The sequence below is a fragment of the Bacillus sp. BB081 genome, from assembly GCF_008368895.1.
Lineage (GTDB): Bacteria > Bacillota > Bacilli > Bacillales > Bacillaceae_G > Bacillus_A > Bacillus_A wiedmannii.
Genome location: NZ_QOZX01000014.1, coordinates 123,626 through 141,793, shown reverse-complemented (window position 1 = coordinate 141,793; position 18,168 = coordinate 123,626). Strand labels below are relative to the sequence as shown.

Sequence of the window (18,168 nt, the reverse complement as noted above, 5' to 3'; positions counted from 1 at the left end):
CAATATTGCTTTAATATTGAAAATATATACAATCACTTTTTGCATATAATAAAAACCTCTTTTATTTATGTTATAATAATGAAAAATTGAAAGGAGATCCAATATGAAACCTTCACAACCACAATCTCAATTACAAAACCAACATTCTATTAATCGACTAGCTCAATCTATTTTCGTTGTGAATCGTCATGCTAAAGCTGCAACTAATCCGAAGTATTTATACTGGTTAAAAAAGACGGCTTTAGAACGCTTAATTGCTGAAAAAAAAGCTATTAAAGAAGGATTACATTTTTCTAGAAATCCACGTTTTAGCCAACAACAATCTGATGTTCTTATACGTTTAGGTGATTATTTTTTCCATATTCCTCCTACCAAAGAAGATTTTCGAATCCTACCACATCTTGGTCATCTTGAATCCTCCTATCGAAATCCGAAAACAACCTTATCTTTAACAGTAGCAAAAAAAACACTTCAAGATTATATTGGTCCTGAAGCACTGAAACAAGAAAAAAAATTAAATGAACCTGTTCCATGGTATAGTCGTACTTATACAAAAAAATAAAACAGTTTGGCCAATTGTAGGCCAAACTGTTTTATTTTTTCTCTTCTTTAATTTTAATATTTGCTTGTTTATAAAAAGCTATTTTTTCTGTATTATAAGATTTCGTAAATTCATTAAACTTGTCTTTTTCTAATTCAATATCCTTATAAGATTGATTTACTACTTTTACCTTTTCACTAATATCTTTTAATTTTGTACCTTTATCTTGTAACATTGTATATAATTCTTTTTCTTGTTTTAACGATTTATTATAGCTATCATACATCTTGTTAAATGAATCTTGTCGTTTCTCATATGTGCTTTCCACTTTACCCGCTTGATCTTTCAATTTCTTATCTTCAATTTTCTTCACATATTTATCTACTGATTTCACTTCTTCTTGTGCCTTATTTAAAGATTCTTTTTCTTTTTTTAGCACTTTGTCTCGTTCATCTGTATTTTTCACTGCTTGGTTCAATTTTTCCTTAACAGTTTGATTATTATCTTTTCCTTCTTGAACAATCTGGTTATATAATTCTTGTCCCTCTTTTTCTAAAGTTTCAAGTTTCTTTGCATCTTCAAACATTGTTTTTTCTTGCTTTGCAGCATTTTCAAATGCAACATATAATTCCTCTTCTGGTTTCGGTCCGAAACAACCGGCTAATAAAGTCATTGATAATGCAGTTACAATTGCTAATTTACTATATTTCAACATCTTCTTCCTCCTACTTATATACGATCATCGTGTAAAAAGCTATGAAAATTATATATCCTTCTATAAACTCCATACTCGCACCTTTTCTACGAAAATCATTGATATTGTTTATAATGCTTGTACAAATTGTATTACTTAAAATTACATTTTACTTTTTTGAACCAATTAGCAGTTTCATATCCATCTTTTACTTAGCACTTTTTAAAGCCTGTTCATACTATGTATTACATAAAAGTACAACGGAATTCATCACAGCCATAATAATTTGAAGAACAACAGTAATAATAATTCACCTGATAAAAGATGATCGTTGTTCTCTCACGTCTATCATTCTATCATTCCCTTTCCAGCTTTCTATCAAATAATCTATTTGTTCATTTTACACAGTATAAATGCTATCTTGCAACAACTTACAATTATTCTTGTCATTCCCTAAAAAGGAAAAGTGTAGAGCATGCTTCCCTCTACACTTTTAAAATGAAACACATTGTGCAAAATGCATTGACACATCCATCATAATTATATGCTTATTCCATATATTTTTAAAGACTTTTATTACAATAAAAGTTCTTTTTGTAATAAAAGTCAAAAAAATGTTACATTAAAAACTTCTTCATATCATATTTCTTTAAATCAAAGTTTCACTCATTTTCTTACAAACCCCTATGCTGGTACAATTGATTTTGTGCCTTTCTTAACAATTCTTCAAAAGTTTTTCCTTCTATTGGATAACTAGCAGCTCCAAATAATAGCGTCATACTTAACAAACCATTTTCTATTTCACTTTCAATATTTTTCATTAATCGATTTGTTATTGTCGACTTTTCATGTCCGTTATCAATCGCCACAATAACATACTTATTTTCATTCCACCTAGTAACGACATCTCCTTTACGAATTGTCTTTACAATCGTACTCTCCAATTTTTGTACTAACACCTCCAATTTTTTTTCTTGCACTGTTTCTTTTAGTTCTTTCCATTCTTTCACAGAAAGAATGTACACTGTAATATTATGAGAATCCCGTTCTGATAAAGCAGATACTTTCTCAAAGAAATCAACTACAAAATCATTACTTGCCATTCCCCCTACTTCCGTATCCATACGCCCACTCGCTCTTTTATCATACCAATGTCCAAAATAATAGCTGAGTATCATTTGCAATATATAAATAATAAAGACGGTATAAAATGATCGCGAATCCAGTTTTGTAATTACATCCTGAAGCGCAATCCATTCTGTAACTGCCACTGTATTCCCAAGTAATAACCCACTAATTTTCCCTTTATGTTTCATACTTCTCCTCCTTTCTATACCAATATATGTTTCTATAACAATTATGTTTTTCTGCAAAATAAAAAATGTACATACTGAGTGTACATTTCCGCTTAATCTTGTCTACCATTTCTATTCTATTTCATATATATACTATATATCGTTTTAGAAAGAGGTGACTTATATGCTACAAAAAGAGAATCTATCAGATATTATACGTTTACTAGCAGGTTTTCTATTATCATTAAAATTACTGTTTAATTCTTTCGGAGTGAACTTTATTACAAACGATCAAATTGATGCTATTGTAAATGTTGCTTCCTTTCTTTTCATTTTATATTTTGGTTATAAAAATAATTATGTAGGAAAAAAAGGAATCGAGCAAAAAAAAGTACTCAAAAAACACAATCTTCATTAAAAAAGGAACCTTTCTTACAGGTTCCTTTGTATCATTGCCGCACAACAACTTCATTTGTTTGCAGCGGGCCATATGATACTCCTTTATATTGAAATGTATATGTAGCCTGAAATAATGCGTTTTTGATTGCTTTATCTTTATTTGCTTTTATTTTACAAATTAGTTCTACTTTCTCATTCGGTAATAAATTATCAATTCGCCACCTTACAAGCTGGAACAAAAACTCGCTCATCCCCTTATCAGCCTTTAATGAATTTGGGATATATGCAAAATAATCTCGAATCATATGACTTACTACAACTCGTGAAATCATTTCCATTCCTTTATTTTCTACTTCAATTCGAATAATAAGTATGTCATTTACATCATAGGTCAGTTCATATGAAAATTTTTCTTTATACATACTACGGATTTGCAATGTAACTGCTACATTAGGACATTCGTTTTCCTTTTTTGAGCCATCAATCCATAACACCGGTTGTAGCGGCATTGAACGCCTACCTTGATCTGAAATTCGTTTCCATATTTTCATAATAATATTCACCCCATTTCAGATGCATCATATCCATATGACCTTATTCTGCCTCTCCACACAATATTAATAAAGCTTGTTACAAACGATATATAGTTATTACTCTTCCTTTTATCCTATTCGACAATATAAAGAAAAAACCATTTTTCCTCTGCTAACAGAAGGTATTCTTACTGAAATATTTTTTTACAATTTCCTTCATTGACTTTACACCAATACTAAGTATTGCTCACTCTTTCTCTGTCCATACAACAGAATATTTTGGCGGAAGAAAAAGTTTGCCTTTTAGTCAAATTTGACTATAATATTCTTTATGGCTTTGTCAGTGCACTTATGTAAATTGATTTAAAAAACTATATTTCAAATTTTTATGCGCTGCACTCAAAACTTCATATAGTTTACTTATTATTAAAGGAGGGTTATATTTGGAATCTCAATTATCAAAAAAAGACTCCAACAATACAAAATTTGTTGTTGCAGGTTTATTACTTGGTATTTTAATGGCGGCAATGGATAATACAATCGTTGCAACAGCAATGGCTACGATTGTTGGAGACCTAGGAGGATTTGACAAGTTCGTTTGGGTCACGTCTGCATATATGGTAGCAACAATGGCAGGGATGCCTATCTTCGGAAAACTTTCTGATATGTACGGTCGGAAACGCTTTTATATTGGTGGTCTCATTCTTTTCTTATTCGGTTCTGCACTTTGCGGGACAGCATCTAGTATTGAGCAACTAAGTATTTATAGAGCAATTCAAGGGATCGGTGGCGGTGCTCTTATGCCTATCGCCTTCACGATTATGTACGATATATTCCCACCAGAAAAGCGTGGAAAAATGACAGGGCTATTTGGTGCAGTTTTCGGGACATCTAGTGTATTTGGCCCTTTATTAGGTGCTTATATTACAGACTATATAAGTTGGCATTGGGTCTTCTATATTAATATTCCATTAGGAATTATCTCTTTCTTCTTCATTACTAAATACTACAGTGAATCTCTAGAATTTAGAAAACAAAAAATTGATTGGGCTGGCGCTATTACACTTGTTATTAGTATCGTTTGCTTAATGTTCGCCTTAGAACTTGGTGGTAAAGAATACGCATGGAATTCCACTGTAATTATCGGTTTATTTACAACAGTTGTTATTATGCTTATTATTTTCTTCTTCGTAGAACGAAAAGCAACTGAGCCTATCATTTCTTTCCATCTATTTAAAAAACCTTTATTCGCAGCTAGCCAAGGCGTTGCCTTTTTCTATGGTGCCGCTTTTATTATCTGTACAGTTTATATCCCAATCTTCGTTCAAGGTGTTCTCGGTGGTTCAGCCTCCAATGCTGGATTAATTTTAACACCTATGATGGTTGGCTCTGTAATTGGAAGTCAAACAGGTGGACAGTTAGCTTCTCGAACAAGCTATCGTAACATCATGATAGTATCTGGCATTTTCTTCGTAATTGGTATTTATTTACTAAGCACTTTAACAATGGATACACCTCGTCTACTTGTAACGCTATTTATGGTTCTCACTGGACTTGGAGTCGGTTTTTCGTTCTCAGTTTTAAGTATGTCTTCTATCCACAAGTTAGAAATGAGAGACCGTGGTTCTGCTACATCAACAAACTCATTCTTCCGTTCACTCGGTATGACTCTTGGTGTAACGATTTTTGGTACAATTCAAAACCATATTTTTACTACTAAATTAAACACTGTGTTCCCTCCTGAACTAGCTAAATTAGCTCCAAAAGGCGGAGACACAAGTTTCTTATTATCACAAGGTGCCACCGAGAAGATTCCAGCCGAAATATTAACTGGTATTAAAGATGCTCTCGCTACCTCTATTGCTAGTACATTCTTCTGGGCACTGATCCCGGCTGTACTAAGTGTTATTTGTATTTTACTTATGGGAAATGAACGCCTCTTTACAGGTCCAAAAACGAAACAAAAACAAAAGCAAGTAAGTTAATATAGAGAAAAGAAACGGCATATCCCTTTATGAAAACGGATATGCCGTTTATAATATGTATAAAGTTTTTATTTATAGGAGTTGAGACAGCATGAGCATGAAATTAGTCATTCTCGGCTTGCTACTCGAAGGAGATAAACATCCATATGAAGTGCAGCACATCATGAAAGAACGACAAATGGATTGTTATATTAAATATGCAAAAGGATCACTTTACTACGCCTTCGAGCAATTAGAAAAGCAGGGTGCAATTCGTATTACCACGATTGTTCGAGATACGAATAGACCCGATAAAACAATCTTTCATATAACAGAAGAAGGTAAACGGTTATTTCACACGTTACTATTAAAACAATTCGAGGCACAAAATCAAATATATAAACCAATTTATTCAGCACTCTCTTTCGCTCATTTTGGTGATGATCAAGAGTTAATTCCTATTTTAGAAAAAAAGAAAAATGATACCGTTCAATATTTACATAAAATGCAAACTATATATGATTGTAGTAAAGGACAAATTCCACGTGCACAACTATATATTTTACAAAGCGTTATTGAACATATTACAGTTGAGTTGCAATGGTTAAACACCCTCCTTACAGATGCAGTTGCAGGGCGACTGTCGGAAATTGATATAGATACAAATTAAACTTATAAAGAAGAAACTGTAAAAAGACAATAAAGTTATTTCTTTTTAAACCCTAAAACAAGCATAGCCCCGTTCTAATTTAGGACGGGGGATGCTTGTTTTATTTTCGCTATAAGATACTTATTTCACTGCACTCAAAAATAGAACAAAGATTTATTTATCACCGGCATCCCATAATAGAAGATTATTTCTTAAAATTCTATATAAAAAGGTTGTTGATTTTCATCCAAACTGTATTCAATTCTTTGTCTGAAATTCATAAAATTCACCATCTCTAACGCCTGCTCAATAGGATAGAACCCTACTTCCAAACTTTCTGGTGTAGTCGTTAATTTACCTCCAACTGGTCTAGCTAAAAACAACGTATTACATATTGAATGGTTCACATTTTGGAATACTCCACAAAATTTTAAAACTTCAATATCAACACCTGTCTCCTCTTTAGTCTCCCTTATTGCAGCATCTTTCAAAGACTCCCCTTCTTCAACTTGTCCACCTGGCATTTCCCATCCTCTTCTAGGTCCCTTAATTAATAAGATTTCTTTTTGTTCATTAATTACAATTGTCGCTGCTGAAACTATATGTTTTGGTGGTGAATAAATATTTTGTGTACTTTGTTCCAATTGAAATTCCCCATTTCTATAAACTTAGTATATGTATCTTTATACAGAAACCTTTTTCTTTCTTGTGATAACTTACTATTTCAAAATGAACCATTCAATCCCCTTCCTCATTCCAGAATATGGATGAATTTTCAAATAACATAACTAGCATCTTATCTCTGTACAAGTACATACTTCTTTGTATGTTTAATCGTACTTACTTTCAATTCCTCTTACTTTTCTTCGTCCTACAAAAACCAGAATAATCCGAATAATAAAAATAAAAAACTTTAGAATTTTCTTATTTTAAAACAGTAGACAAAATTCCAAAAATTGTGTTAGAATTTGTTTCAATATCATATCGCTTGTTAACTTCCTTTAAAAAGGAAAATAGGTACACGAAAATTTCGTTTCGTGTTTAAAAGGGAAGCTTGGTGAAACTCCAACACGGTCCCGCCACTGTAAATGCTGAGATTTCTTTTCTATGCCACTGTGAAAACGGGAAGGTAAAAGAGATTATATGAAGCATAAGTCAGGAGACCTGCCTGTTTTAACAACACTGATAGATTCACGGATGATGATGAGGTGTTAAAACAAAAAGGAAGGCTTATTTTCTATGCCTTTATGCTTTTTGTTATAGGTATTTCCTAGTAAACGGAAATGCTTACTTTCAATTAGGGAGGAATTTAAAATGGCAATTCAAACAAGTAACTTAGGTTATCCACGTATCGGACTACAACGAGAGTGGAAAAAGACATTGGAAGCTTTTTGGTCCAATAAAATCGATGAAGAACAATTTTTAACAAAGATGAAAACAATTCGCCTTCAACACGTAAAAGTACAGCAAGAAAAAGGGATTGAACTCATTCCAATTGGCGACTTTACATATTATGATCACGTTTTGGATACTGCTTATATGCTAGGATTTATCCCATCACGTTTTTCTGAGTTTACATCTTACCTTGATGTATATTTCGCAATGGCGCGTGGCTCTAAAGATCACGTAGCTTCTGAAATGACAAAATGGTTTAACACAAACTATCATTATATCGTTCCTGAATATGAAGAGGGATTACAAATCTCTTTAAAAGATAATCGTCCACTTCGCTTATACGAAGAGGCAAAACAAGAATTAGGAGTAGATGGAAAACCTGTTATTTTAGGACCATATACTTTCTTAAAATTAGCTAAAGGCTACACACAAGAGCAATTTGCTACGATTTTAAAACAGTTAGTTGCACCTTACGTACAACTGTTTTCAGAACTACATGCAGCTGGTGCACAAGTCATTCAAGTTGATGAACCGATTTTTGCTTCTTTAACGAAAGAAGAAGTTCAACAAGCAAAAGAAATTTATGAAGCTATTCGTAAAGAAGTTCCAAATGCGAATCTTCTTTTACAAACATATTTTGATAGTGTAGAAGAAAACTATGAAGAAATTATTACATTCCCTGTATCCGGTATTGGATTAGATTTCGTTCATGGTAAAGAAGGTAATCTAAATGCTATTTCAAAATATGGATTCCCAGCTGATAAAACTTTAGCTGTCGGTTGTATAGATGGCCGTAACATTTGGAGAGCTGACCTTGATGAAGTTATTACATTATTTACAACGTTACAAAAACAAGTCCAAACGAAAGATTTCATCGTTCAGCCTTCTTGTAGCTTATTGCATACGCCAATTGATAAAACAGAAGAAACTCACTTATCAACTGAGCTATTCAATGCGTTAGCATTTGCAAATCAAAAATTAGAAGAGTTAGTTCTTATTCATTCCGCTCTTACTCAAGGTACAGAAAGCATTAGTAATGAGCTGGAAACATACCGAAATGTACATCATACAATTCGTTCATCTGCTGCACGTAACCGAGAAGATGTTAAAGCAGCACGAACAGCACTAAAAGAAGAAGATTTTTCACGTCCTCTTCCATTTGAAAAACGATACGAATTACAACAAGTTGCCCTGGAGTTACCGTTATTACCAACAACGACTATTGGTAGCTTCCCGCAAACAACTGAAGTTCGTCAAACGCGAAAAGAATGGCGTAACGGTGTTATTTCAAATGAACAATATGAACAATTTATTGAAAAAGAGACAGAAAAATGGATTCGTTACCAAGAAGAAATTGGTCTTGATGTTCTTGTACATGGTGAATTCGAAAGAACTGACATGGTCGAATATTTTGGTGAGCGCCTTGCTGGTTTCTCATTCACTAAAAACGGTTGGGTACAATCATACGGTTCTCGCTGCGTAAAACCACCTGTTATTTATGGCGATGTTGCCTTTATTAACGGAATGACTATTAAGGAAACGGTTTATGCACAAAGCTTAACAGAGAAAGTTGTAAAAGGAATGTTAACTGGACCTGTTACGATTTTAAATTGGTCCTTCGTTCGAAATGACATTCCAAGAAAAGAAGTCTCATATCAAATTGCATTAGCTCTTCGTCACGAAATTGAACTACTTGAATCTTCCGGAATTCGAGTAATCCAAGTCGATGAGCCAGCACTTCGTGAAGGAATGCCACTAAAAGAAAAAGATTGGGACGCTTATATTACATGGGCAGTACAATCCTTCCTTTTAGCAACTTCTTCTGTAGCAAATGAAACACAAATTCATACGCATATGTGTTACAGTAACTTCGAAGATATTGTTGATGCGATTCGCGCATTAGATGCAGATGTGATTTCTATCGAAACATCAAGAAGTCACGGTGAATTTATTGACACATTAAAACATACAACATACGAAAAAGGCATCGGTCTAGGTGTATATGATATTCATAGCCCACGTGTACCGAGTAAAGATGAAATGTATAAAATCGTAGAACAATCTTTAGAAGTATGTGATCCTAAATATTTCTGGATTAATCCTGATTGTGGTTTAAAAACGAGAAGAACGGAAGAAGTTATCCCGGCTCTAGAACACATGGTGCAAGCAGCAAAAGATGCTCGTTCCCTGCTAAAAACAAACGCATAACAAAAATGGGTTATCCTCAAAAAGGATAACCCATTTTTTATTCTTTACTTTCAAAAAAGAATTCGTATTGTATTTTATATAATTCATCATCCGTTGGTTCTTCAAGAGGAGTTGCCTGTAATACAACTGTATACTCACCATTCGGAATAGGGATTTGGAATTTATTCGAAAGAATACTTGTTACAACGATACATTCATTTTTAACTGTAAAAGGAACTGTAACCGTTCTAATCACCTCTTCTTTCTCAATATGTTTCCCAGGGGTCACTTTTACTTCACAAGTATAATCAGAGAGTGCTTCAAAAATAACAGTTCCATCCGCCTTCGCATAACCTCTTTCAAAATCTTCATCCGTCCAGTCTACGTAAGGCTGATCACCGTCATAGTTCATCAACATTAATTGCGAATAAGAAATTGTTAACTCCATCGTTCCCCGTCTCCTTCATTATGAAATATGCAACTACTACTTTACGTCAAATTTCACACGCGTACCATCTGGGTATTTATCTAACTTATTTCCTACCCAAGACCCTGCTCCGCGGTTATCTGCTGGACTTATATATTCAATATGTGCTCCTTTTCCGCCTTCTTTACACATCGCCATTGGCCATTCATCACGATCATACCCTTTTTTTGATGGGTATGGAGCTAACGATAATTTTCTTCTATCCGCAGCACCACCACGGTCGATTGTACAAACTTCTGAATGTCCTTCTTTTATAGCATCCGTAATATGTTTCCCTGTCTCTGGATATCGCTCTTTCGGAAATTCTAGAACTTGATCATATGCATTCGTTTTTTTGATACTTGTTTCCTCTGGAACAAGTACTTCATAAACCGCTACTACAATAGAAAGAATTGCAATAATTGAAATGATAATACCTTTTAATTGCTTCATGTATACCTCCATGCTTCTACCAGTTTCTTTTCCTCAGTTATTATAACAAACTTCTCATGTATATGTTTTCAGACATTATTTTAGCTCTTCTTCGCCATTCCGCCAAAAACTCTCATTTTTCTTCATCTTTTCACTAATGCTGTAGAAAACTAATAACCTTCCGACATTCTTTTTTAAAGGAAGTCCTCATAAAAGATTGAAATGATATATACGATACTTTTTGGGGAGGAAATAACATGGAAGCTATCTATAAAACGAAAGATGTCACGAATAAAACAGGCATCCCAAAACATATAGTCCGTAAATATAGCCAACTGTTAGAGGAACATGGTTATATCATTTCAAAAACAGCTGATGCTCGTATTTATAAACTGGATGATTTAAAACTATTGAAATCTATACATGAAAGAGCTGCTAAACTGCAAGAAGATATTTCAGAAACGATACCTATTATTTTAAAAGAAAAAGAGGCCCCGCCTGTACCCGCTATACAAGATAAGCAAGAAATACAAACGAAAGAAAAAGAAGATGGGCGTAACTTTGAGGAGTTCATGTTAAAACTTGAAATGCTCGCTCAATTAAATGAAGCAATTATTCATCAAAATTCTACTCTTATTACCCAAAATCGTTTAAAAGATGAAAAGCTAGATGAATTGATGCAACAAGTTTATGTAAAAGAAGGCTCTCAAGAAAAAATGCTACAAGAGTTAGTAGATCATGCCGCTCAAACAGATGCCCTGCAAAAAGAAAAGATGGACTTATTAATGAATCATATGTATAAACGAGAATCCAAGCAAGAGGAAAAAATGAATAAACTCGTAAATCAAATTTATAATAAAGACAGCAACCGGGATGCACAACTTATGCAAGTGATTCGCGAAATTCAAGAAACAAAAAGATTAGTCGCAGCTTCGAAAGAACAAAGTTTTTTTCAATCATTTAGAAGTTTATTTAGCCGATCAAAACAAGAAAAAACATCTGAATAAAATAATATTTTTTTCCTATATAAAATAAAAAGTTACCTGTCATCGGTAACTTTTATTCCTTATTTCTTACAGCTGGCAATATAATAATCGCTTCAGTTCCTTTCCCACTTTCGCTTTTATATTCCAGCGTACCATTATGCGCTTGTAAAATACTAAATGTTACCATAAGTCCTAATCCTGTCCCTTTTTCTTTTAAAGAATAATACGGTTGTCCCAGTCTTACTAACTGTTCTTTCGTCATTCCAACACCACTATCTTTAACTCTTATTACTATCGTTTCATCTTTTTGCATAGCCGTTACTTTTAAATATCCTTTATTTCCTTGGATTGCTTCAATACCATTTTTAACAACATTCATAATAGCTTGCTTCAATTTCGTCTTATCACCGATCGTATAAAGACTTTCAGAAATCTCAACTTGCAAATATACACCTTGCATCGCTGCAAATGATGACATAAGAGTTGTCATTTCAATTAATTGAGCGGATAAGCAAATGTGTTCTTTTTTCTCAATTTGCGGCCTTGCTAAATTCAAATAATCTGAAATAATTTGTTCTGCCCGATCCAATTCGGCTAATACGAGACGCATATAATCCTTATTCTTCACATCTTCCGTACTTTCTAACAATTGAATAAAACCACGAACAACAGTGAGCGGATTTCGAACCTCATGTGCAACACTTGCTGCCAACTCACTTACAATATTAAGCTTTTCTGACTTTTGCATCTCTGTACGTAATATTGCATTTTCGTTTAAATATTCTGTTAAGTACACTTGAAATACCATAGTCATAACCATAATAAGCGAAGCAAATATATATCCGCTATATAAGTGTGAAATGTGTGGTGTAAACCCCGTTTCTAACAGAACGTTAATCATACCAATCACTAAAGAAACAAGTACGTACAATGATGAAATCATAAATGCTAAAATTAGCTTCTTATCCCTTGAAAATAGAGACCATTTCTTTGATAAAAATAATGGAACTATCAATAGAAATATTACTTCTATGACCGGAAGAAGGCTCATTCCCTTTAGCGCCCATTCATATGCAACAAAAATAACGGCCGGGATTAAACCAACAATCCCACCATATAAAAAACCACTAACAATCGGGATTGGGTGAAAATTATACCCACAAATGTCACCAAAACAAATAGAGTATGTCATGGAGAGAATGAGTGTAATGCTGGATAAAAACATAATAAAGTAGCGGTTCGGCTTCGGAGGCATTTCTTGATAACGATTTAAACGAATCGCTTCATATAAAAATAGTGGCAAAATAATGATGGCAATTTGGATCATTAAATCACGGATCAGCTCCATAGCCTCTCATCCCCTATATGTATTTTGATATGATTATATCATTTTACGGGTTTATTTGTTTTAAAATTTCGATTTTTCTTAACATATTTGTTAATTCTTTGTTAACAACACATAATAATTGTTACAGATTTTCGAAATGAATGTAAACCCTGTACCAAATTTCTGCCCGACAGTATACAATGAATACGGATTACAAAGAAAATAAAAAATACTTCATGAGACGGACAACTATAGCAAAATACAGCATATAATCCATACTATCTATGTTTACAAATAAGTGATCATTATTTTAGTAGGAGGAAGATAAATATGGCGGGTACTACGCTTGTTTTAAAAGAAGAAAATTTGGTCGTTCTAGAAAATGTTGAAAAATCAGTATATGAAGAGTTACAGCATAAAACCGGAGAAGAAAATTGCACATGTGCTGTGAATGAATCAGTTGTTCACCTTGGCAAAGTATCCTCTGTACTTTGGAATGAAGATGAAATAGATTGGGAGTACGGATATTAAAAAGTCGCTTACAGCGGCTTTTTTTCTATTATCCCTCTCTTTCTACATAACATATACGCAAGCGAAATCATAGAAAATATGTTAAAATGAACTTAATTTTCAAACGGAAGAAAGGGAGATACAATGGAACAATTCATTAACCCTAGAGTGAAGGACATCCAAATTTCTGGAATCCGTCAATTCTCTAACATGATTCAAAACTATGATAATCTTATCTCTTTAACAATTGGTCAACCCGATTTCCCTACGCCTTCTCTCGTAAAAGAAGCGGCAAAACGGGCTATTACAGAAAATTATACAAGCTATACACATAACGCCGGTTTACTAGAATTACGCAAGGCAGCTTGTAACTTTGTAAAAGATAACTACGATTTACAGTATTCACCTGAAAACGAAACCATCGTTACAATCGGTGCCAGTGAAGCAATTGATATTGCATTCCGAACGATTTTAGAGCCAGGAACAGAAGTTATTTTACCTGCCCCTATTTATCCAGGATACGAACCAATTATTCGATTATGCGGTGCTACACCTATTTTTATCGATGTTCGTGAAACTGGCTTCCGTTTAACAGCCGAAGCGCTAGAAAATGCCATTACAGAAAAAACAAGATGCGTCGTACTGCCGTATCCTTCTAATCCAACTGGTGTAACTTTATCAAAAGAAGAACTACAGTATATTGTAGATGTTTTAAAAGATAAAAATATTTTCGTCCTTTCTGATGAAATATATAGCGAACTTGTATATGAACAAAAGCATACATCTATCGCTCATTTCCCAGAAATGCGTGAAAAGACTATCGTCATTAACGGTTTATCTAAATCTCATTCTATGACTGGCTGGCGTATCGGTCTATTATTCGCACCAAGCTATTTAGCAGGACATATACTAAAAGTTCATCAATACAACGTAACGTGTGCTACTTCAATCGCTCAATATGCTGCAATTGAAGCATTAACAGCTGCTAAAGATGCACCAAAAATGATGCGTCATCAATACAAGAAACGCCGTGATTACGTATATAATCGACTCATTCAAATGGGCTTAACAGTTGAAAAGCCAACAGGTGCATTTTACTTATTCCCATATGTTGGTCATTTAACATCTTCATCATTTGATTTTGCACTTGACCTTGTCAAAGAAGCTGGACTAGCTGTCGTTCCTGGAACTGCATTTTCTGAATATGGTGAAGGCTATCTTCGCTTGTCCTATGCGTATAGTATTGAAACTTTAAAAGAAGGCTGTGATCGATTAGAGGCCTTTCTACAACAAAAAGCTAAGAGTTAAACTCTTAGCTTTTTGTTGCATAATGATCGCAAGTTTGGCGCTTTAGTAATTTATGAGGAATAATAATACACTTTGCAGTAGACTCCGCATTCTCTACTTTATCCACTAAAGCTTTTGCTGCCTCATATCCTAGTTGATAAATATTCACATCAACTGTCGAAAGTGGCGGACTCGCAATTTCTGATAATAAAGCATTGTTAAAGCTTATAATGGAAACATCCTTTGGTACAACGAATCCTTTTTTAGAAAGAGCACTTAACACACCAAGTCCAATTAAATCATCCGTTGCCACAATTGCTGTCGGTGGTTGCTGTAGTCCCATTAACTCCTCAACGGCTTGTTGACCACTTTCCCTCGAAAAATCAAAATGTAAAATATACTCTTTTGGTAATACAATGTCCGCTAATTTTAAAGCATCACTCATACCAGCCAAACGATCTCTCGTTACAAGTAAATCTGATCCACCGCCGATGAACGCGATTTGTTTATGACCTAATGAAATCAAATATTCTGCTACTTCTCTTGCAGCTGTATAATTGTCATTATCTACATATGTAATTTCATCTTTTCGATCATACGGTTTCCCAATTAAAACAAACGGGAAATTTTGTTTATGCAAATATTGAATAATCCGATCATTCTCTCTTGAATATAAAAGAATAATGCCACCAATTTGGCGCCCCTGTACCATCTTTACAACACCATTAAAAATTTCATCTTCCGTTTCACCTGTCGACATATAAAGCGCATACCCTTCTACATGTGCAAATGAACTAATCCCTCTTATAACTTCTGGGAAAAACGGATTTTGAAAAGCTTTACTTGCAGAACTTGGCATAACAAGACCAAGTGTTTTTGTTGTTTGGTTAGCTAGATTTCTTGCGTTTAAATTGGGATGATACCCTAGTTCACTCATTACTTTCCGAACACGACGCTTTGTTTTTTCACTTATACTTGGATTATCAGCAATTACACGAGAAACGGTAGATGGTGCTACATTTGCCTTCTTCGCCACATCTTTAATTGTAACTGTCATAAAAATCCCCCTCCTCTCACTTCTCTGCCATTTTGTTATATATTTTAATCTTGCACCCGTTGCAAGTAATAGGAGAAGTCATAAACTTTCATTGATTCTATCTTGTAATACCTATCATATTCTCCCTCTCCATGTATTGTAAGGGATATAGCTCTTTTTTCCTATACTATAATATACTATTTATTTCACTTCTTTTCATATGTGATGTCAAATCTCTTTTCATCTCCCTATAAAATTTTTTATAGGGAGATGAAAAGAAAAATGGGACGTAACGTCCCATTTTTCATCCTTTCGTACCTCCAGCAGTTAAACCAGAGATAAAGTATTTTTGTAGTGATAGGAATAAAATTGAAATTGGGATTGCAATCAATACTGAACCCGCTGCGAACGTTGTAAATTCATTACCAAATTTCTTCGCTACCATTTCATATAACCCAACTGCTAAAGTATAATTTTCTGGTGTGCGCAAAATAACACTCGCTAAAATGAAATCTGTAAATGGACCGATGAAAGTGAATAACGCCACAACCGCTACGATTGGCTTTGCAAGTGGCATAATGATTTGCCAAAAAATACGGAAATGTCCTGCCCCATCCATACGAGCTGACTCATCCAATTCTTTCGGAATCGTATCAAAATATCCTTTCATAAGCCATGTATTCATTGGAATTGCCCCGCCTACATAAATTAAAATTAATGCAAGGTGCGTATCGATTAACCCTGTTAACTGTGCTAATACGTATAGAGCGATTAGCGCCGCAAAGTTCGGAATCATTTGCAGAATTAAAAATGTTAATAAACCATTTTTTCTTCCAACAAAACGGTATCTTGAAAATGCATAAGCAGTAAAACTAATTGCTAACACTGAGAAAATCATCGTTATAACACTTACTTTTAATGTGTTTTTATACCATAGTAAATAATTACTATTCTCTAAATCTAATAACTTACGATAATGATCTAACGTTGCATTTTGCGGAATAATACTTGATCCAGATAAACTATCACCCGGATTAAACGATGAGCCAATAATCCATAATAATGGATAGAAAATGATGGCACACATTACGAAAATAACGAGATAACTTAATGAGAGACGTAACATCTTTTGTCTTTTAATATTCATTTACATCATATCCTCTTCTTGGAATGATTTTGTTCTCTTAAATTGCCATAACGCAACTGTAATAACGATTAACGATAAGATCATTGTAAGAGCTGCCGCTTTCCCATACTGCGCCGAAGTCATCGTTAACTTATAAATCCATGAAATTAAAATATCTGTTCCACCTGCGTCTTGTCCAGCTACAGCAGGACCTCCGCCGTTAAATAGATAGATGATACTAAAGTTATTAAAGTTAAACGTATATTGCGTAATTAATATTGGTGCTGTTGCATATAGAACAAGTGGCAATGTAATTTTACGAAACTGCTGCCAAGCTGTAGCTCCATCTACTGTAGCAGCTTCATATAACTCCCCTGGAATCGATTGCAGTATGCCTGTTGTCATTGCAAAGACGAACGGGAATCCAAGCCATGTTTGAATCATAATTAAAGCGATTTTTGCCCAAAATGGATCTGTCATCCAAGCAATCTTTTCGATTCCAAATAAAGCTAATACTTGATTGTTAATTGCTCCAAATGTCTCATTAAACATACCAGAGAAAACAAGAATAGATACGAATGCTGGAACCGCCCACGGTAAAATGAAGATTGTTCGAATAATTGCCTTCCCTTTAATACCAGGCTGATTCACGATAATCGCTAAGAAAATACCAAGCGCAACTTGTAACGTCGTTGCAACGAATGTCCAAATGACAGTCCAAGAAAATACGCTTAAAAATGTCTCTCTCCACATCGGTAATGTAAAGATATCAATAAAGTTTTTGAAGCCCACCCAATCTACTAATTTAGCTGGAGGAGAGTGGTATAAATCATAATTCGTAAATCCAATTAAAATTACGAAGATGATTGGAAATACAACTACAAAGATAAGTAATAGAAAACCTGGTGAAACCATTAAATATGGAAAACCTTGATCTAGTAAATTACGGTATTGCTCTTTTACAGAGTTTAAAGGTGTTCCTATATCACGTTTCTTCCCGTTTTGGTATGCATCATATAAATTAAATGCATATATTCCGAGTCCAAAAACGATGACGATGAGTGCCAAGATTCCTTCTACTAATAGAAAGACAGAATGATCACGTGGAACTTCTGTACCTAGCGTTACAATTCCCCATAATCCCATATTTAATAAATCAGCAAAGGCTACAATAAATGAACCTGTTAATACTAGAAAAATAAGACCTTTTACAAATTGCTTATTATACATTTGGCCCACGCCTGGAATGATAGATAACATGGTTGCCATTTTCCTATGCTTTGAACCGTTTAAACCGTTTGCTGGTTCCATAGATGTTTGCATGTTCCTTCCCCCTTTTTT

The 18,168-nt window shown here is 34.0% G+C and carries 18 protein-coding genes and 1 riboswitch; of the genes, 8 read left to right on the top strand and 10 right to left on the bottom strand.

The window, feature by feature from the left end; all coding sequences use genetic code 11:
* Nucleotides 1–103 precede the first annotated feature (103 nt).
* Nucleotides 104–562, top strand: a complete 459-nt coding sequence (locus tag DN394_RS07260) for a YkyB family protein (protein ID WP_098091957.1) — start codon at nt 104–106, stop codon at nt 560–562.
* A gap of 31 nt (nt 563–593) precedes the next feature.
* On the opposite strand, the gene DN394_RS07255 is transcribed toward DN394_RS07260, so the two are convergent.
* Both DN394_RS07255 and DN394_RS07250 read right to left on the bottom strand, forming a co-directional pair.
* The gene (locus DN394_RS07255) at nt 594–1,256 is read right to left on the bottom strand and encodes a YkyA family protein (protein WP_098091958.1); all 663 of its coding nucleotides are present in this window, start codon (nt 1,254–1,256) and stop codon (nt 594–596) included.
* Nucleotides 1,257–1,909: 653 nt separating this feature from the next.
* Nucleotides 1,910–2,551, bottom strand: a complete 642-nt coding sequence (locus DN394_RS07250) for a diguanylate cyclase domain-containing protein (RefSeq protein ID WP_046957436.1) — start codon at nt 2,549–2,551, stop codon at nt 1,910–1,912.
* 163 nt (nt 2,552–2,714) lie between these two features.
* Between DN394_RS07250 and DN394_RS07245 the strand changes: the two genes are divergently transcribed.
* Nucleotides 2,715–2,948 carry an SPP1 phage holin family protein gene (locus DN394_RS07245; protein ID WP_000939452.1) on the top strand — a complete coding sequence of 78 codons (234 nt, stop codon included), beginning with the start codon at nt 2,715–2,717 and terminating at the stop codon, nt 2,946–2,948.
* Between the two features lie 31 nt (nt 2,949–2,979).
* On the opposite strand, the gene DN394_RS07240 is transcribed toward DN394_RS07245, so the two are convergent.
* Nucleotides 2,980–3,480, bottom strand: coding sequence for a hypothetical protein (locus tag DN394_RS07240; protein ID WP_046957438.1), 501 nt, complete (start codon nt 3,478–3,480; stop codon nt 2,980–2,982).
* A 425-nt stretch (nt 3,481–3,905) separates the two neighbouring features.
* Here DN394_RS07240 and DN394_RS07235 point away from each other — a divergent pair, with 425 nt between their 5' ends.
* Nucleotides 3,906–5,447 (top strand): MDR family MFS transporter, encoded by a 1,542-nt coding sequence (locus DN394_RS07235; protein WP_000445747.1) that lies wholly within the window; start codon nt 3,906–3,908, stop codon nt 5,445–5,447.
* Between the two features lie 91 nt (nt 5,448–5,538).
* The gene (locus DN394_RS07230; RefSeq protein ID WP_000062072.1) at nt 5,539–6,096 is read left to right on the top strand and encodes a PadR family transcriptional regulator; all 558 of its coding nucleotides are present in this window, start codon (nt 5,539–5,541) and stop codon (nt 6,094–6,096) included.
* 191 nt (nt 6,097–6,287) lie between these two features.
* Here the strand turns inward: DN394_RS07230 and DN394_RS07225 are convergent, their stop codons facing one another.
* Nucleotides 6,288–6,719 (bottom strand): NUDIX hydrolase, encoded by a 432-nt coding sequence (locus DN394_RS07225; protein WP_046957439.1) that lies wholly within the window; start codon nt 6,717–6,719, stop codon nt 6,288–6,290.
* A 354-nt stretch (nt 6,720–7,073) separates the two neighbouring features.
* Nucleotides 7,074–7,261, top strand: a riboswitch (cobalamin riboswitch).
* A gap of 128 nt (nt 7,262–7,389) precedes the next feature.
* Between DN394_RS07225 and metE the strand changes: the two genes are divergently transcribed.
* On the top strand, nt 7,390–9,678 hold the full coding sequence (metE, locus tag DN394_RS07220) for a 5-methyltetrahydropteroyltriglutamate--homocysteine S-methyltransferase (RefSeq protein ID WP_098091959.1): 2,289 nt from the start codon (nt 7,390–7,392) through the stop codon (nt 9,676–9,678).
* 37 nt (nt 9,679–9,715) lie between these two features.
* Here metE and comJ read toward each other — a convergent pair whose 3' ends face one another.
* The gene (comJ, locus tag DN394_RS07215) at nt 9,716–10,105 is read right to left on the bottom strand and encodes a competence protein ComJ (RefSeq protein ID WP_000424016.1); all 390 of its coding nucleotides are present in this window, start codon (nt 10,103–10,105) and stop codon (nt 9,716–9,718) included.
* A 36-nt stretch (nt 10,106–10,141) separates the two neighbouring features.
* A complete protein-coding gene (nucA, locus tag DN394_RS07210; protein WP_000811502.1) occupies nt 10,142–10,576 on the bottom strand; it encodes a DNA-entry nuclease in 435 nt (144 codons plus the stop codon).
* A 236-nt stretch (nt 10,577–10,812) separates the two neighbouring features.
* On the opposite strand from nucA, the gene DN394_RS07205 reads away from it, so the two are divergent.
* Nucleotides 10,813–11,562 carry a DUF3967 domain-containing protein gene (locus DN394_RS07205; RefSeq protein ID WP_000387495.1) on the top strand — a complete coding sequence of 250 codons (750 nt, stop codon included), beginning with the start codon at nt 10,813–10,815 and terminating at the stop codon, nt 11,560–11,562.
* Nucleotides 11,563–11,614: 52 nt separating this feature from the next.
* On the opposite strand, the gene kinB is transcribed toward DN394_RS07205, so the two are convergent.
* Nucleotides 11,615–12,889, bottom strand: coding sequence for a sporulation sensor histidine kinase KinB (gene kinB, locus DN394_RS07200; protein WP_000420378.1), 1,275 nt, complete (start codon nt 12,887–12,889; stop codon nt 11,615–11,617).
* Between the two features lie 309 nt (nt 12,890–13,198).
* Between kinB and DN394_RS07195 the strand changes: the two genes are divergently transcribed.
* Entirely contained in the window at nt 13,199–13,399 is a 201-nt protein-coding gene (locus DN394_RS07195; protein WP_000929285.1) for a hypothetical protein, read from the top strand.
* 123 nt (nt 13,400–13,522) lie between these two features.
* Nucleotides 13,523–14,686 carry an aminotransferase A gene (locus tag DN394_RS07190; protein WP_046957441.1) on the top strand — a complete coding sequence of 388 codons (1,164 nt, stop codon included), beginning with the start codon at nt 13,523–13,525 and terminating at the stop codon, nt 14,684–14,686.
* 4 nt (nt 14,687–14,690) lie between these two features.
* Here the strand turns inward: DN394_RS07190 and malR are convergent, their stop codons facing one another.
* From malR to malC, 3 genes are all read right to left on the bottom strand, one after another.
* The gene (gene malR, locus DN394_RS07185; RefSeq protein WP_048546170.1) at nt 14,691–15,722 is read right to left on the bottom strand and encodes a maltose operon transcriptional repressor MalR; all 1,032 of its coding nucleotides are present in this window, start codon (nt 15,720–15,722) and stop codon (nt 14,691–14,693) included.
* Nucleotides 15,723–16,005: 283 nt separating this feature from the next.
* Complete coding sequence (gene malD, locus DN394_RS07180; RefSeq protein ID WP_001022607.1) at nt 16,006–16,848, bottom strand: maltosaccharide ABC transporter permease MalD; 843 nt, start codon at nt 16,846–16,848, stop codon at nt 16,006–16,008.
* Nucleotides 16,849–18,150: a maltosaccharide ABC transporter permease MalC gene (gene malC / locus DN394_RS07175; RefSeq protein WP_001194989.1), complete on the bottom strand. Its 1,302-nt coding sequence runs from the start codon at nt 18,148–18,150 to the stop codon at nt 16,849–16,851.
* Nucleotides 18,151–18,168: the final 18 nt, after the last annotated feature.

What these genes read in the sequence shown, in the direction of transcription:
- malD (WP_001022607.1), bottom strand. Translation starts at nt 16,848, where the DNA reads ATGAATATTAAAAGACAAAAGATGTTACGTCTCTCATTAAGTTATCTC.
- kinB (WP_000420378.1), bottom strand. Translation starts at nt 12,889, where the DNA reads ATGGAGCTGATCCGTGATTTAATGATCCAAATTGCCATCATTATTTTG.
- DN394_RS07260 (WP_098091957.1), top strand. Translation starts at nt 104, where the DNA reads ATGAAACCTTCACAACCACAATCTCAATTACAAAACCAACATTCTATT.
- DN394_RS07240 (WP_046957438.1), bottom strand. Translation starts at nt 3,480, where the DNA reads ATGAAAATATGGAAACGAATTTCAGATCAAGGTAGGCGTTCAATGCCG.
- DN394_RS07230 (WP_000062072.1), top strand. Translation starts at nt 5,539, where the DNA reads ATGAGCATGAAATTAGTCATTCTCGGCTTGCTACTCGAAGGAGATAAA.
- malR (WP_048546170.1), bottom strand. Translation starts at nt 15,722, where the DNA reads ATGACAGTTACAATTAAAGATGTGGCGAAGAAGGCAAATGTAGCACCA.
- DN394_RS07195 (WP_000929285.1), top strand. Translation starts at nt 13,199, where the DNA reads ATGGCGGGTACTACGCTTGTTTTAAAAGAAGAAAATTTGGTCGTTCTA.
- malC (WP_001194989.1), bottom strand. Translation starts at nt 18,150, where the DNA reads ATGCAAACATCTATGGAACCAGCAAACGGTTTAAACGGTTCAAAGCAT.
- DN394_RS07255 (WP_098091958.1), bottom strand. Translation starts at nt 1,256, where the DNA reads ATGTTGAAATATAGTAAATTAGCAATTGTAACTGCATTATCAATGACT.
- DN394_RS07205 (WP_000387495.1), top strand. Translation starts at nt 10,813, where the DNA reads ATGGAAGCTATCTATAAAACGAAAGATGTCACGAATAAAACAGGCATC.
- DN394_RS07190 (WP_046957441.1), top strand. Translation starts at nt 13,523, where the DNA reads ATGGAACAATTCATTAACCCTAGAGTGAAGGACATCCAAATTTCTGGA.
- metE (WP_098091959.1), top strand. Translation starts at nt 7,390, where the DNA reads ATGGCAATTCAAACAAGTAACTTAGGTTATCCACGTATCGGACTACAA.
- DN394_RS07250 (WP_046957436.1), bottom strand. Translation starts at nt 2,551, where the DNA reads ATGAAACATAAAGGGAAAATTAGTGGGTTATTACTTGGGAATACAGTG.
- comJ (WP_000424016.1), bottom strand. Translation starts at nt 10,105, where the DNA reads ATGGAGTTAACAATTTCTTATTCGCAATTAATGTTGATGAACTATGAC.
- DN394_RS07245 (WP_000939452.1), top strand. Translation starts at nt 2,715, where the DNA reads ATGCTACAAAAAGAGAATCTATCAGATATTATACGTTTACTAGCAGGT.
- nucA (WP_000811502.1), bottom strand. Translation starts at nt 10,576, where the DNA reads ATGAAGCAATTAAAAGGTATTATCATTTCAATTATTGCAATTCTTTCT.